18 protein-coding genes are annotated in these 13,970 nt (G+C 66.6%); 9 read left to right on the top strand and 9 right to left on the bottom strand.

Annotated elements, in window-relative coordinates; all coding sequences use genetic code 11:
* Positions 1-73: 73 nt before the first annotated feature.
* The 4 genes from QA600_RS03245 to cysE all read left to right on the top strand — a co-directional run bounded on the left by QA600_RS03245 (position 74) and on the right by cysE (position 2,602).
* The gene (locus QA600_RS03245; protein ID WP_278290526.1) at positions 74-664 is read left to right on the top strand and encodes an IMP cyclohydrolase; all 591 of its coding nucleotides are present in this window, start codon (positions 74-76) and stop codon (positions 662-664) included.
* Positions 665-761: 97 nt separating this feature from the next.
* Complete coding sequence (locus QA600_RS03240; protein WP_278290525.1) at positions 762-1,160, top strand: hypothetical protein; 399 nt, start codon at positions 762-764, stop codon at positions 1,158-1,160.
* 45 nt (positions 1,161-1,205) lie between these two features.
* On the top strand, positions 1,206-1,874 hold the full coding sequence (locus QA600_RS03235; protein ID WP_278290523.1) for a metallophosphoesterase family protein: 669 nt from the start codon (positions 1,206-1,208) through the stop codon (positions 1,872-1,874).
* A gap of 218 nt (positions 1,875-2,092) precedes the next feature.
* A complete protein-coding gene (gene cysE, locus QA600_RS03230) occupies positions 2,093-2,602 on the top strand; it encodes a serine O-acetyltransferase (protein ID WP_278290521.1) in 510 nt (169 codons plus the stop codon).
* Between the two features lie 4 nt (positions 2,603-2,606).
* Here cysE and QA600_RS03225 read toward each other — a convergent pair whose 3' ends face one another.
* Both QA600_RS03225 and QA600_RS03220 read right to left on the bottom strand, forming a co-directional pair.
* On the bottom strand, positions 2,607-2,990 hold the full coding sequence (locus QA600_RS03225) for a hypothetical protein (RefSeq protein ID WP_278290520.1): 384 nt from the start codon (positions 2,988-2,990) through the stop codon (positions 2,607-2,609).
* A 53-nt stretch (positions 2,991-3,043) separates the two neighbouring features.
* On the bottom strand, positions 3,044-4,432 hold the full coding sequence (locus QA600_RS03220; protein ID WP_278290519.1) for a phosphoglucomutase/phosphomannomutase family protein: 1,389 nt from the start codon (positions 4,430-4,432) through the stop codon (positions 3,044-3,046).
* Between the two features lie 89 nt (positions 4,433-4,521).
* Between QA600_RS03220 and QA600_RS03215 the strand changes: the two genes are divergently transcribed.
* Positions 4,522-5,106, top strand: a complete 585-nt coding sequence (locus tag QA600_RS03215; protein ID WP_278290518.1) for an NAD(P)H-dependent oxidoreductase — start codon at positions 4,522-4,524, stop codon at positions 5,104-5,106.
* Between the two features lie 470 nt (positions 5,107-5,576).
* Here QA600_RS03215 and QA600_RS03210 read toward each other — a convergent pair whose 3' ends face one another.
* From QA600_RS03210 to larB, 3 genes are all read right to left on the bottom strand, one after another.
* Positions 5,577-5,831 carry a GIY-YIG nuclease family protein gene (locus tag QA600_RS03210; RefSeq protein ID WP_278290517.1) on the bottom strand — a complete coding sequence of 85 codons (255 nt, stop codon included), beginning with the start codon at positions 5,829-5,831 and terminating at the stop codon, positions 5,577-5,579.
* A 104-nt stretch (positions 5,832-5,935) separates the two neighbouring features.
* The gene (locus QA600_RS03205; RefSeq protein WP_278290766.1) at positions 5,936-6,109 is read right to left on the bottom strand and encodes a hypothetical protein; all 174 of its coding nucleotides are present in this window, start codon (positions 6,107-6,109) and stop codon (positions 5,936-5,938) included.
* 94 nt (positions 6,110-6,203) lie between these two features.
* Positions 6,204-6,962: a nickel pincer cofactor biosynthesis protein LarB gene (gene larB / locus QA600_RS03200; RefSeq protein WP_278290516.1), complete on the bottom strand. Its 759-nt coding sequence runs from the start codon at positions 6,960-6,962 to the stop codon at positions 6,204-6,206.
* A gap of 255 nt (positions 6,963-7,217) precedes the next feature.
* On the opposite strand from larB, the gene QA600_RS03195 reads away from it, so the two are divergent.
* Entirely contained in the window at positions 7,218-7,385 is a 168-nt protein-coding gene (locus QA600_RS03195; RefSeq protein ID WP_005554854.1) for a DUF1931 family protein, read from the top strand.
* A gap of 167 nt (positions 7,386-7,552) precedes the next feature.
* Here QA600_RS03195 and fni read toward each other — a convergent pair whose 3' ends face one another.
* Entirely contained in the window at positions 7,553-8,611 is a 1,059-nt protein-coding gene (fni, locus tag QA600_RS03190) for a type 2 isopentenyl-diphosphate Delta-isomerase (RefSeq protein ID WP_278290515.1), read from the bottom strand.
* A gap of 98 nt (positions 8,612-8,709) precedes the next feature.
* Here fni and QA600_RS03185 point away from each other — a divergent pair, with 98 nt between their 5' ends.
* Complete coding sequence (locus QA600_RS03185) at positions 8,710-9,123, top strand: hypothetical protein (RefSeq protein WP_278290514.1); 414 nt, start codon at positions 8,710-8,712, stop codon at positions 9,121-9,123.
* 6 nt (positions 9,124-9,129) lie between these two features.
* On the opposite strand, the gene rpiA is transcribed toward QA600_RS03185, so the two are convergent.
* From rpiA to QA600_RS03170, 3 genes are read right to left on the bottom strand one after another with little or no spacing between them, the layout of a single operon-like run.
* Positions 9,130-9,837, bottom strand: a complete 708-nt coding sequence (gene rpiA, locus QA600_RS03180; RefSeq protein ID WP_278290513.1) for a ribose-5-phosphate isomerase RpiA — start codon at positions 9,835-9,837, stop codon at positions 9,130-9,132.
* A gap of 46 nt (positions 9,838-9,883) precedes the next feature.
* The gene (locus QA600_RS03175) at positions 9,884-10,723 is read right to left on the bottom strand and encodes an ABC transporter permease (RefSeq protein WP_278290512.1); all 840 of its coding nucleotides are present in this window, start codon (positions 10,721-10,723) and stop codon (positions 9,884-9,886) included.
* Positions 10,720-11,649 (bottom strand): ABC transporter ATP-binding protein, encoded by a 930-nt coding sequence (locus QA600_RS03170; protein ID WP_278290511.1) that lies wholly within the window; start codon positions 11,647-11,649, stop codon positions 10,720-10,722. Before QA600_RS03170 ends, QA600_RS03175 begins: the two co-directional genes overlap by 4 nt.
* Positions 11,650-11,804: 155 nt before the next feature.
* Here QA600_RS03170 and QA600_RS03165 point away from each other — a divergent pair, with 155 nt between their 5' ends.
* Together QA600_RS03165 and QA600_RS03160 are read left to right on the top strand one after the other, a co-directional pair.
* A complete protein-coding gene (locus tag QA600_RS03165) occupies positions 11,805-12,575 on the top strand; it encodes an ABC transporter ATP-binding protein (RefSeq protein WP_278290510.1) in 771 nt (256 codons plus the stop codon).
* Positions 12,572-13,933 (top strand): ABC transporter permease, encoded by a 1,362-nt coding sequence (locus tag QA600_RS03160; protein ID WP_278290509.1) that lies wholly within the window; start codon positions 12,572-12,574, stop codon positions 13,931-13,933. Before QA600_RS03165 ends, QA600_RS03160 begins: the two co-directional genes overlap by 4 nt.
* The last annotated feature ends 37 nt before the right edge of the window (positions 13,934-13,970 follow it).

The following is a 13,970-nucleotide window of genomic DNA, read 5'->3' as shown; positions in this document are numbered from 1 at the left end:
CGTTCGATTACGCGGAGTCGACGATAGTGCACAGATCGACACACACTTCACCTCTCACTGTACAGCCACGTGTATGTACGTTGGACGATTCGTCGTCGTCGGCCCCGAGGTCGGCGCCTACCGCGTTTCCTCGAGATCGTTCCCGAACCGAAAGCTCACCGCTCGAGACGAGGCCATCACGGTGGGTCCGACCGCGGACGCCCCCGAGACGGACAACCCCTACGTCTCCTACAACTGCCTGCGGATCGTCGAGACGCCGACGGGCGAGACGGCCGCCTTCGGCAACGGCTCCCACGTCGACCCGATCGCCGAGAAGCTCGAGATGGGCTACCCCGCCCGGGACGCCCTCGCGGAGAGCCTGCTCGCGCTGGATTACGAAAAGGACGACTACGACACGCCCCGGATCGCGGCGACCCTCGACGAGAACGGCGAGGCGCTGATCGGTACCGTTCGGAAGGACGCCTTACTCGTCGAGACCGTCGAGGAGCCGACGCTGGTCGCGACCTACGAGGAGGACTCGCCGACAGCGTTCGACCTCGAGGCCAATACCGCTTCGGAGGCGGCGAGCGAGGTCTACGACCACGAGTTCGAACACGCCGTCTGTGCGGCCGGAATCGCCCGGACCGACGAGGGCTTCGAGACGGCAATCGAGAACGGCGACTGACTTGAGAGACGTCCGTCGGTTTTCCGATCGATTCCATCACCTGGCGATAGCCTTCCTGGCAGTATCATTATCAATCTTCACAGCGAACTGTTGGATCGTGGAGCGACGAACTACCGGCCGGTGGTCCTCGGTGGGGGCGCCCACGCGCCGACAGCTGGCGGGATCGGCGCTGACCGTCGCGCTCGCGGCCCTGAGCCTGTGGGTTGTCGAGTCAGTTTTCTGGCCCTGGATCGGCGTCGGTTTTGTCTCGTTCGCCGCGGCGACCGGTCCGGTTGCCGCATCTTCGGTTGGGTCTCGAGTCGGCGCGTGGTTCCGCGCTATCGGATATGAGGGCCGAGTGATCGCGATCGTGGCGTTCGTAGCCGCCGTCTGGATATCGGTCCCCCTCCTCGAAATTCCGGCGGGACCGCTGGTGAGCTTCGCGAACGGGGGATTGCTCGGCGTTTCCGCGGTCGTCTTTCTCGAGGCAGCGCGATCAGGCCTCGAGTCTGCGTAGCGCCCTGGCGAACCTACATACCGCTTGCACCCGTTGTTCCTGCCCATGAAGATCGGGCTCATCTCCGATATTCACGGCAATCGGATCGCCCTCGAGGCAGTCCTCGCCGACATGCCCGCAGTCGACAAACTCCTGTGTGCGGGCGACGTCGTCGGCTACAACCCCTGGTCGGGGGCCTGCGTCGACGAACTCCGCGAGCGTGCGGTGCCGACGGTGATGGGCAACCACGACGCCGCGGTCGTCGAGGAGACGCCGTTTCGCTTCAACAGCATGGCCAAAGCGGGAGTCGAACACGCCCTCGAGCAGCTCTCGGCCGAGCAGCTCGAGTGGCTCGCTGCCCTCCCCGAGGAACGACTGGAGTGCGATGGCCGGGTGAAACTCGTCCACGGTCACCCGGACGATCCGGATCGCTACACCCGCTACACCCGTCCAGCCGAGTTCTCGCCGCGACTGCTCGACGACGAGGACGTCCTCGTTTTGGGCCACACCCACGTGCAACACGTCGAGCGCTACGGCGAGGGTTTCGTCATAAACCCCGGCAGCGTCGGCCAGCCCCGCGACGGCGACCCACGAGCGGCCTACGCCGTCGTCGATCTCGAGGCCATGATCGCCGAAACCTATCGTGTGGAGTACGACATCGGCCACGTCAGGGATGCCGTTTCGGCCGCAGGATTGCCCAAGCAGATCGGGAGCCGGCTCGAGCGCGGGAAGTGACTCGAAAAGGTATCGTCGCCACCGGTTTATGATTCGGTCCGCGAAGCGAGTCCTTTTAGCCTGTCGATCGGAGTAGTGGAAGGTATGCCTTCGACCGGCCGCACCGGGAACGACGTTCGGAGCACCGCGTTCGCCGTGCCCGCTGGCGGTCGATACCCTTCACGGTCCCCGCTCGTACGAACAGCATCGAACAACCGCACGAGCAGCCTCGAGAACGCATGATCGGAAAGCTCCGCGAGGACGTACGGGCGATGTGCGACCGCGATCCTGCGGCAACGGGCTGTCGCGTGGTCTGGCTCACGTATCCCGGCGTCCACGCCGTCTGGGGGCACCGCCTCGCTCACCGCCTCTGGAACGGTGGGTTCGAACTCGTCGCTCGCGTGCTCGCCTATTTCGTTCGTATGGTAACTGGCGTCGAGATCCACCCCGCCGCGACGGTCGGACGCCGCGTCACGATCGACCACGGAATGGGCGTCGTCATCGGTGAGACGGCCGAGGTCGGCGACGACGTCCACATGTACCACGGCGTCACCCTCGGCGGGACGGCGAACGAACCCGTCAAGCGCCATCCGACCGTCGAGGACGGCGTCACGATCGGCGCGAACGCGACGCTACTGGGCGATATCACGGTCGGCGAGAACGCAGCCGTTGGTGCGGGATCGGTCGTCGCCGCCGATGTCGAGGCCGGGACGACCGTCGCTGGCGTTCCCGCGGAACGGATCGACTGAGTCGTTATTGTGTCTGATCGTCGTCGACAGTCCCCTCGGCACCTGCGGGCGAGTCCGAGGCGGGAACTCCCTCCTCGGATTCGACTCCCTCGTCGGTCCCGTTCTCGTCGTCCGCGCCGACGGCGTCGTCGGTCATCGACTCGTCGGGATCGGAGACGTAGCCGAGTTCGAACCAGAGCTTGGCCGTACAGTCCATCGGCTGGGTATCGAGCTCGACGTCTTCGTCGTGCTTGCTCAGGTAGCCGTTGCAGCGACCGTGTTTGACGACGTTCATCAGTGTCGCCTCGGAGCCACACTCCGGACAGTCGATGGTGTAGTTGCCCTGCTCGTTCTGGTGCCACGCGTCGGGCTCGAGTTCCGTGTACGCGGCCTCGTCGCTTCTGCTCATGTTCGTCGCTGGGATCCCTGTCCCGGTAAACGTGGGCCCGGATCTCGCAACCCTCAGACCAGCGGCTCGAGCAGCGCCTCGCCGGCCTCGAGCAGTTCCTCGACCCGATCCTCGTCGGTCGCCTCCGCGTACACCCGCAGCTTGGGTTCGGTGCCGCTCGGGCGAACCAGCAGCCAGGAGCCGTCCTCGAGCTGGAGTTTAAAGCCGTCGGCGGTGTTGACGTCCTCGACGGGCGTGCCGGCGACGTCGTCGGGAATTTCGTCGCCGAGGTCGTCGATCACGCGCGCCTTCTCGTGATCGGGGCAGGCGACGCTGCGCTTGTCCTGGACGACGGTGCCGTGTGCCTCGAGCAGTCGGTCGACGCGGTCGTCGATCGGTTCGGCGTCGTGCATCGCAGCAGCCAGTAGCGCCATCAGGACGCCGTCCTTCTCGCGAACGTGCCCGCGGATGGTGAAGCCGCCGGACTCCTCGCCGCCGACCAGGGCGTCGTGGTCGGCCATCCCCTTCGCGATCCACTTGAAGCCGACCGGGACCTCGTGGACGGCCTCGTCGTGGGCATCGGCGACACGATCGATGAGAAACGTCGTCGACACCGTCCTGACGACGGCCCCCGAGTCGCGCTCGAGCAGGTAGTCGTACAGCGCGGCGAAAAAGAGGTTCTCGTCGAGGTAGCCTCTGTCGGGCGTCACGATCGCGATCCGGTCTGCATCGCCGTCGTTGGCGATCCCGAGGTCGTCGGCACCGTCGGTCACGCGCTCGACGAGCGCCTCGAGGTTCTCCGGGGCGGGTTCGGGCGCTCCGCCGCCGAACTCCGGATCCTGCTCGCAGCGCAGCCGGTCGACGTCGGCACCGGCCCGCTCTAAGATGGCGTCGGTCGTCCCGCGGCCGCTGCCGTACATCGCATCGTAGGCGACCGACAGCCCCTCGAGGTCGACGTCGCCGATCGTCTCCTCGAGGAGGGCGAACGCGGCGTCGGCGTGGGGCGTGACGAAGTCGATCTCCTCGGCGCTTCCGTGCTCGTCCTCGGGGAGCGGGTCGGGCTCGGCGAGGCGATCCGCAACCGCGTCCATCACCTCGGGGAGCGCGGGCGAGCCGTCCTCGGGGATGAACTTCACGCCGTTGTACTCCGGCGGGTTGTGCGAGGCCGTGACGACCATCGCCCCCGCCAGATCTCGTTCGACGATCGCGTGAGCGAAAAGCGGCGTCGGTCGATCCCGGTCGGACAGCAGGACGTCGAACCCGTTGGCACACAGTACTCGAGTTAACTCCTCGGCGAACCCCCGCGAGGTCTCGCGGGCGTCGTAGCCGACCGCGACGGGACCCTCGAGCCCCTCGTCAGCGAGGTACGTCGCGACCGCCTGTCCGACCATCCGCACTCTCGGCGCCGTAAACTCCTCGAGGGGCGCCCGCCAGCCGTCGGTTCCGAACGAGATCGTCTCCATACTCCGCCCCTCATCGTCCGGTGCGAAAAAGGCGACGCTGTCGAGGGCGAAGGCAACGGGGTTTTGTCCGCGTCCTCGCTACCGATAGTATGACCAACGTTCTCGCTGTCTCCGGCAGTCTCCGGGACGAAAGCTACACTCGAACCGCCCTCGAGTACGTCCTCGACTCGGCCCGGGAGGCCGGCGCCGAGACGCAGCTACTCGATCTACGCGAGTACGACCTCCCCGTCTACGATCCCGATATCGACGATCAGGGCGACGGCGAGGCGGTAAAACGGCTCGTCCGTGAGGCCGACGCCGTCGCGCTCGGCTCTCCGGTCTACCACGGCTCGTACTCGGGGGCGCTGAAGAACCTCCACGACTACTGCGGGTTCAAGGAGTTCGAGGACACGACCGTCGGCCTGCTCGCGACCGCCGGCGGGGGCAGCTACGGCTCGACGCTCGACCACCTCCGGATCACGGTCCGGGGCGTCCACGGCTGGGTCCTCCCCCACCAGGTCGGGATCCGCGGCGCATCCGGCGAGTTCGAGGCCGATCCGGAGGCGATCGACGGCCGCGCGTTCGTCGACGAGAAACTCGAGGACCGGACCAGAAAGCTCGGGCGGATGCTCGTCGAGTACGCCCACATCGAACCCGACGTGAGCACTCCACGAACGGCTGCGGCCGACGAGTAGTGATGCGACTGGATCACAGTGAGCCACCAGCAAACTGTGGTTCACCCACGTGGAGGTCTTCGCTCATACTGCATCAGCGAAGGCTCGTCAGAGCGTGCTCTGACAGAGGATGAGTGAACGAACGAATCGGCAGGGAGAACGTGGAAATTCCTTGCTGCCAGCGTGATACGTTACATCTTTTCGCGTATGGAACACTGCGGAAACTGCCGAGCATCCGTGAGCGAAGCGAACGGTTCACCGCCGGAGCGGGGTGAAACCCCGCGACGGCGGCCTTTTGGCATCATCAGAACCGCTTCACGGTTCTGATCAGCAGTCAGAACGCGTTGCGTTCTGACGACATCAACGGGTTTTGTCGGGGGTTGAGACTGGCGTCTACGACGCCAGCCGATGCCCCCGGTAGAAGAGGTTGCTACACGTAGCGACCCAATCGACACGAGTGCAGTTCCGAGAGTGACTCGTCACTTCTGTACTCACTCGAGCCCGACCAACTCTTCCTTCTGTCCCCGGGTCAGCTGCTTTATTTCGTATTCCCGGGACATCGCCGCGGACTTCGAGTCGTACTCCTCCTCGTAGCACAGCTCCACCGGCGTCCGTCCCCGGGTGTACTTCGCACCCTCGCCTGCGTCGTGTTCTGCGACGCGGCGCTCGAGGTCGGTCGTGTACCCCGTGTACAGCGAGCCGTCGGCGCACTCGAGTACGTAAACCACATGGTCGGCGTCGGCCATCGCTCGAGAATACGGGGTTGGCGGGTAAAAATCGTCTCGTCCGCAGGGTGGGAGCTAGGGATCGGGGTCCGGCCGTGGTCTATCGGTGACGGTACTCGAGCGGGTCAGGTACCGCGGACGCGCTCCTTCGCGGCTTCCGCAATCCCGGCGTTCGCCGAACAGCTGACGCAGGCGTGAATCTCGCCGTGCTCGTCGGCGAACACGCGGGCGAACCGTTCGGAGACGTGCGCGTCGCAGTGGTCACAGGTGGGCATTGTGGTGCCGGCTTCGGCCGGCATCCAACCGTAGTCAGTATACGAATAAAAACGCTTTCCCAAACGTAGTTTGGCTTTCCGACTTCGGAAGAATATTTTCCAGAATCCCGTTATCAACTCAGCTTCGGGCGTCGTCGAGCGTCCGTGCGATTAGGGTTGCCTGTGCGCCCGCGACGAACCCCGCGTCGACGTTGACGACCGAGAGGATCGTACATGACTGGAGCATTCCCGCAAGCGCCGCCTCGCCGTCACCGGCGTGGCCGTACCCGCTCGAGACGGGAACCCCAATTACCGGCGAGTCGACGAGGCCGGCGACGACGGTCGGCAACGCGCCCTCCCGGCCCGCGGCGACGAGCAACACGTCGGCCTCGCGGAGTCGCTCGAGCTGGTCGAGCAGGCGATCGAGCGCGGCGACGCCGACGTCGTCGACCCGGTCGACGGTGACGCCGGCGTCCCGACAGACCGCTGCGGCCTCGTCGGCGACCGGGCCGTCGACGGTGCCCGCGGTGACGATGCCGACCGTCGCGTCGAGAGTCGGCTGCTTGGCGTCGGCAGTCCGAACGAGGACAGTGGTGCTCCAGCGCTCGAGGGTCGCATCGGGGAACGAATCGAGCAGGCTCGACTCCAGAGCCTCGATCTGGGCGTCGTCGGCGCGGGTGATCAGCGCCCGGTCGGTCGTCTCGAGTGCGGTCTCGGCGAGGGCGACGACTTGCGGGGCGGTCTTGCCTGCCGCGAAGATCCCTTCCGGAATGCCGCGACGTTGCTGGCGAGCCGCGTCGAACCGTCCCGCCTCGCCGGTGACGTAGCCGTTGAGTTCGGCCTCGGCCTCCGCTGGCGACAGCGAGCCATCGGCGACGGCCTCGAGGAGTTCGCGCATACCCGAACTGGGGGGTCGATCTACTCGAATCCGTCGACCCGAACTGCGAGTTTGGAAACGCGCGCGAGCGGACCCAGACCGCGCGCGAGACCGATTTTCCGGTGCGATCACCCCGAGTCGGGGCGGCGGAGTTCATCAACCATATATTTTCCGGTGGCATGTGCGCCCCAAACAGGCGAACGAACCGCTGCAGCCCCGGTCTCCCCCCGCATAACCACAATACTTATAATGGGGAAACGGGAACGGACACATCGTATGGCAGACCTTATCGTCAAAGCCGCTGTGAAGGAAGCGCTCGATGACAAGAACGTCGCTTCGGACTTCTACGACGCCCTCGACGAGGAAGTCGACCAGCTTCTCGAGGACGCCGCCCGCCGCGCCGAGGAGAACGACCGGAAGACGGTCCAGCCGCGCGACCTGTAAGGCAACTCGCTCGAGCGATCTTTTATCGAAACGACGATACGTAGTCCCGACTGGGTCCGTCAGCGCTAGAGGCGAAAGCGGGTATAGTAACAACTGAAACTGTTTGCACACCGATCGCACGACGGCTGTGCGATCGGATCCCCACTGACTGTCAGTGGCTACTATAGTTACCGGCGCTGCTCGAGGTACTCCTTCGTCCGCCCGGTGAGGACGTACTCGCGTTCGCCGAGCGCCTCGATCGACGCCGCGCCAGTGACAAACATCGCCGTTCGCAACTCGAGTTCGAGGGTCTCGAGCAGGTCGACGACCGCGTCGGCGCCCTGTCCCGCAGGACCGAGAAACGGCTTCGCGAGCCCGCCGGCGCTGGCACCCATCGCGATCGCCTTCGCGACGTCGAGTCCCGACCGAACGCCGCCGCTTGCGACGACGGTATCGTGTTCGTCGGCGGCCTCGAGGGTGCTCACGGCGGTCGGAACGCCCCACGCGCGGAACAGCCTCCCGATCTGCTCCTGTCGGTCGGCGCCGACCGCAGCGGCCCGGTAGGATTCGATTCCCGACCACGTCGTCCCGCCCTTGCCCGCGACGTCGATGGCGTCGACGCCGGCGTCGGCGAGCCGTCGGGCGGTCTCCCGTGAGATGCCGTTGCCCGTCTCCTTGACGACGACTGGCACCGAGAGCCCGTCGGCGACGCGTTCGATCTCGGCGAGACACCCCCTGGCGTCGACGTCGCCCTCGGGCTGGACCGCCTCCTGGAGGAAGTTGAGGTGGACTGCCATCGCGTCGGCATCAATCATCTCGACGGCCCGCTCGACGTCCGCGAGGTCGTACTCGAGCAGCTGTGCGGCGCCGACGTTGCCGTAGAGGACGGCGTCGGGCGCGGCCTCGCGGACGACGGTGTAGGACTCGAGCAGTTCCTCGTCGTCGAGTTCGAGGCCGGCGCGCTGGCTGCCGACGCCCATCGCGACGTTCGTCCGCTGGGCGGCCTCGGCGAGTGCCCGGTTGATCTTCGTCGTGTTGGGGTGGCCCCCGGTCATGCTCTCGATGACGATCGGTGCGTCGACTTCCGAGCCGAAGAGGGTCGTCGACGTGTCGATCTCGTCGCGGTGGATCTCGGGCAGGGCCTCGTGGATCAGTTCGACGTCCTCGAATCCAGTGCCCTTCGTCTCGACGTCCTCTTCCTCGATAATACGGATGTGATCGTCCTTGCGGTCGGCGGTCTCGGTCATTAGCTAGTAGCGACACGAGGATCGTGAAAAGGGAACCGTTCGCCGCGCGCGAGTGCGGGGCCGATTTTTTGAGCGTTCCCGTTCATCGGGAGAACGAGATGCTTCGCAAACTACTGATCGCGTTCGGAATCCTCGAGATCGCAAAGCCCCAACCGGTGATCGACGCCTGCGAGCGAATCGGGCTCGAGAACGCCGGGGAAGCCCAACTTCGGCCACAGGCGCTGTGGGGAGCCCGCCTCGAGGGCGCGCTGTTCGTCTGGGTACTGGCTCGCCGGGAATCGGGGGCGACGATCGCCAACCGGCTGCTCGCGCTCGCGGGGATCGCGCTCGTGCTCGTTCCCCGGCCCCTCGTCGAACTGAGCCAGCAACTGGTCTACGAGAACGTCGACGAGCTCGAGCCGAAGCCGTGGGTGAACCCGGCCGCGCGGCTGCTGGGCGTGCTCTATCTGACCGTCGCGGCGCTGTCGACGATCGGAAGCGACGAAAGCGAGGCCGAGCCCGCACGGAACTGACCGCCGTCAGTAGCGTCGGACCTCGACGCCGTCGTCCGTCCCGACGTAGGTCGCGTCCGCGACGTCGACGAACAGTCCGTGCTCGACGACGCCGGGCAGACTCGAGAGCCGTTCGGCCAGTTCAGCAGGATCGTCGATCGGGCCGAACGCGCAGTCGAGCACCAGGTTCCCGGCGTCGGTGACGACGGGGCCGTCCTTCTGCTGTGCGTCCCGCAACGTCGCTTCGCCACCCAGTTCGGCGATCCGCTCGGCGACGACAGTGTGGGCCTCGGGAAGGACGGCGACCGGAACCGACGCCTCGAGTCGGTCGGTTAGCTTCGAGGGGTCGGCGACGACGACGAACCGATCGGCGCTTGCGTCGACGAGTTTCTCGCGGGTGTGGGCAGCGCCTCCGCCCTTGATCAGCGTGCCGTGAGCCGCGGACCCGGGATCGTCGACCACCCGGTCGGCGCCGTCGATCGCCAGGTCGACCCCCTCAACGGCATCGAGCTCAGTTAGCCGAATCCCCTCCTCGAGGGCCAGCCGGCGGGACTGGAAGGAGGTCGCGATTCCCCGGACTTCGAGGCCGTCGTCGACGGCCCGGCCGATTGCCTCGATCGCGTAGGCGGTCGTCGAGCCGGTTCCGAGCCCGACGACGTCGCCGTCCGCGACCGCCTCGGCCGCGCGCTCGCCGGCGCGTCGCTTCGCCGCGTCGGAGCCGCCCGTCGTCTTCATAGCTCATAGGGCGGGAGGCGGCGGGAAAAACGTTGTAGTTCGGCTCTCAGAGATCGATCGAGTCGAACCGCAGGATCCCGATCGCGAGCGGGACGAGCGCCCAGACGCCGAGCACGACGAACCCGAACCAGGGACCGGCGGCCAGCGGGAGCTCGTCGCCGCCGTACATTCCGCTCATCGTCAGTCCGGACTCACCGAGAACGGCCCCCAGCGCCGAGCCGTAGGCCGCGTCGGGCGACAGCGAGAGCAGCGTGACGTACCAGTCGGGAAACTCCTCGACGAAGAACTGCCCCTCGACGGCGTACAACAGGAGCTGGACGAGAATCGACCAGGCGAACCAGAAGAAGACGATCAGCCCGAACGCGCCGATCGCTGCCTTCGTCGTCGAGCGGGTCATCGAGGAGAGCCCCACGCCGATACAGACGTAGACCAGCCCGAACAGCAACGTGACGAGCGTGAAGCCGAGGTAGTCGACCAGTGAGACCGATCCCACGAACGCGAACAGTCCGATCAGCCCGAACGCGAACCCGACGACGATCGAGACCCCGACGACGCCGGTTCGGCCGAGGATCTTTCCGATCACGACATCGCGGCGGGTGTGAGGCAGGCCGAGCAGGAACTTCAGGCTCCCGCTCTCGCGCTCGCCGGCGATCGCGGCGTAGCTGACGACGAGCGCGATGATCGGCACGAGGTAGCCCGCGGGCGTCTGGAGGGCGATGATGAGATCGAGCGTCGTCTCGGCGCCACCCTCGAACACCTCGGCGGCCCAGGAAGCCAGGTACGCCCCGCCGACGGTGAAGAGAGCGAACAGCGCCGTCAGAACCAGCAGCGTCCGCGAGCGCACGGCGTCGCGGAAGTCCTTCTTGGCGACGGCGATCGCGCTCACGGCGCAACCTCCCGTTCCTCGGCAGTGTAGGCCACGAACAGGTCCTCGAGCGAGGACTCGTCGGTCTCGAAGTCCTCGACGGTGACGCCGTGGTCCTCGATCGTCCGCAAGACGGTCGTCTTCGCCTCGTCGGCGACGCTCACGACCAGCGTCGTTCCCTCGGCCTCGACCTCGGAGACGCCGTCGATCGACTCGACAGCCGACAGTGCTGCCGCCGAATCCTCGGGGATGCGATCGAGCCGGATGCGGAGTCGGGTTCGGTTGGGTACCGCGTCCTCGAGCCCGGCGATGGAGTCCTCGGCGATCAACTCGCCGTCCCGGAGGATCCCGACGCGGTCGCAGATCGCCTCCACCTGGCCGAGGACGTGCGAGGAGAAGAAGACGGTCGCGCCTCGGCGGTTCTCCTCGCGGATGATCTCGCGCATCTCGCGGGCGCCGTTGGGGTCGAGTCCCGTCGAGGGCTCGTCCAGAATCAGCAGGTCCGGCTCACCGACCAGCGCGGTTGCGAGCGTGAGCCGTTGGGCCATCCCCTTCGAGTAGCCGCCGGCCTTCTTGTCGGCGGCGTCGGCGATGCCGACCCGTTCGAGCAACTCGTCGGCGTCGTCGTCAGCCGCCTTGGATTCGATGGCGAACTCGACGTGCTGGCGGCCCGTCAGTCGATCGTAGAGTTCGATCCCCTCTGGCAGGATCCCGGTTCGCTCGCGGATCTCGAGACTTCCCTCCTGGGCGTCCCGCTCGAGCACCGACACCTCGCCCGCGGTCGGTCTGATAAAGTCGAGCACGAGGTTAATCGTCGTCGACTTCCCCGCACCGTTCGGCCCGAGAAAGCCGTACACCTCGCCCTCTCGAACGGTGAGATCCAGTCCCTCGAGGGCGAGTTCGTCGCCGTACCGTTTGGTCACGTTCGAGATGTCGATTGCAGTCACGGTTTTATTTACTGATCATTTGCTTAGCAACTACATATGTTTTTCGTCGCCTACTAACAGGACTGTCCGGAGCGCGATCCGACTCGAGAATCGCCGATTGCGGCGACCATCACCCGGATTGGAACCTTTTTCGCCAGGGAAGCCTTTGGGTCCCTATGGCACGACCGGACGCCGAGACCGAAGTGAAGGAGGCGACGGCCGTCAGCCTCGAGAACGTCCGGAAGACCTACCAGCTCGGGGAGCCGGTTCACGCCCTCGACGGCGTCGATCTCGAGATTCCGAGGGGGTCGTACACCGCGATTATGGGACCGAGCGGCTCCGGGAAGTCGACGCTGATGAACCTCGTCGGCTGTCTCGATACGCCGACCGAGGGGGCGGTCGTCGTCGACGGCTCGAACGTGGCGACCCTGAGCGATCGGGAACGGACCGCCCTTCGTGGATCGACGGTCGGCTTCGTCTTTCAGACGTTCAACCTCATGCCACGGCTGACCGCCCTCGAGAACGTCGCGCTCCCCCAGCTGTTTCAGGGCGTCGGCCGAGACGAGCGCCGCGAACGAGCCCGGGAGCTGCTCGAGCGGGTCGGCCTCGGCGACCGTATCGACCACGTCCCGAACGAGCTCTCGGGCGGCCAGCGCCAGCGGGTCGCGCTCGCGCGGGCACTGGTGAACGATCCAGCACTCGTACTGGCCGACGAACCGACCGGGAACCTCGACACCGGGACCGAAGCCGAGGTGCTCGACCTCTTCGGCGAGTTCCACGACGCGGGGACGACGCTGGTCGTCGTCACTCACGAGCGCCACGTCGCCGAGCGCGCCGAGCGGATCGTCCACCTGCTCGACGGGAAGATCGAACGGATCGAGGAGCTCGGCTCGGCGGGAAAGCCAGATGAGCCAGTCGACGGCAGTGCGGCGACGGAGGAGCCATGAACCCGCTCGAGAGCCTGCGACTCTCCTGGCGCTCGATCCGGGGCCACAAGCTCCGGTCTGCGCTGACGACACTCGGCATCGTGATCGGGATCGCCGCGGTGATCGCGTTCGTCACGCTGGGTGCGAGCCTGCAGGCGGGGATCGTCGGCGACATCAGCCCGGACGATCAGCGCAATATCTACGGCTGGGCAGCCGACCCAGACACCGAGGGCGGACCGCTAGCGGGCGCCCAGCCCGTCGTCAGCGGGGACGACCTCGAGTCGATCGAGGGACTCGAGGCCGTCGACGCGGCCTACGGCTACGCGCCGATCCAGAGCCAGGCGGTCTCGAGCGGCGGCGAGCAAGTCGCCCAGGGCGACGGGGTGATCGCGACCGGCTCCTCGTACGTCCGCGAGGACACGCTCCGTGAGGGCCGGCAGTTCGAACCGGGCGAACGCGAGGCGGTACTGAACCCCGCCGCGGCGGGCCAGTTCGAGGAGAACGTCAGCGTCGGCGACGAGATCACGATCACGATCCTCGGCGGCCAACAGGCGACCGCAGAGGTTGTCGGCATCACCGACAGCAACGAGGGGCTGAGCCCGTTCGAAGGCTTCGAGGCCTCGCCGCGGATCTACGTGCCGACCGACCCCTACTACGTCGAACAGGCCGGCGCCGCGGGGCTCGGCGACGAGGGACCGCTCGGACCGGACGGGGGCGAGGACGGCGGCGAACCCGACACCGAGGACGCAGTCGAAGCTGACGACGCCGACCAAGCGGCGCAGGCACAGGCCGACGGCGACGACGCGCGCTTCATCGCGGTCGTCGTCGAGGCCCCCTCCGCCGACGAGGACGACATCGACGCCGCCCGCGAGGCCGCAATCGACTACCTCGAGAGCGACGACTCGGATGCAAGCGAGTTCCTCGGCGACGACCTCGCGATGACGTTCCAGACCAGCGCCGAGTTGCTCCAGCAGCTCGAGGACGTCCTCGACCTCCTGCAGAACTTCATCGTCGGCATCGCGGCGATCTCTCTGCTGGTGGGCTCGATCGGGATCGCGAACATCATGCTGGTCAGCGTCACCGAACGGACCCGCGAAATCGGGATCATGAAAGCCGTCGGCGCCCAGAACCGCGACGTGCTGGGGCTGTTCCTCGCCGAGGCGGTGATTCTGGGCGTCGTCGGCGCGATCCTGGGGACCGCACTCGGGCTGGCCGCGGGCTATCTGGGCGCGTGGTACATCGACCTGCCGCTGGTCTACCCCCTCGAGTACGTCGCGCTCGCGATCGCCGTCGGCGTCCTCGTGGGGATCCTCTCCGGGCTGTACCCCGCCTGGCGAGCGGCCCGGACGGATCCGATCGACGCGCTCCGGTACGAGTGACCGGCCGACCAACAAAGCATATAGTTACAGTTTGGCA

Source organism: Natronococcus sp. A-GB1, assembly GCF_029688845.1.
Classification (GTDB): domain Archaea; phylum Halobacteriota; class Halobacteria; order Halobacteriales; family Natrialbaceae; genus Natronococcus.
Note: the sequence above shows the minus strand (reverse complement) of the source record. Positions and strands in the feature narration are given on the sequence as shown.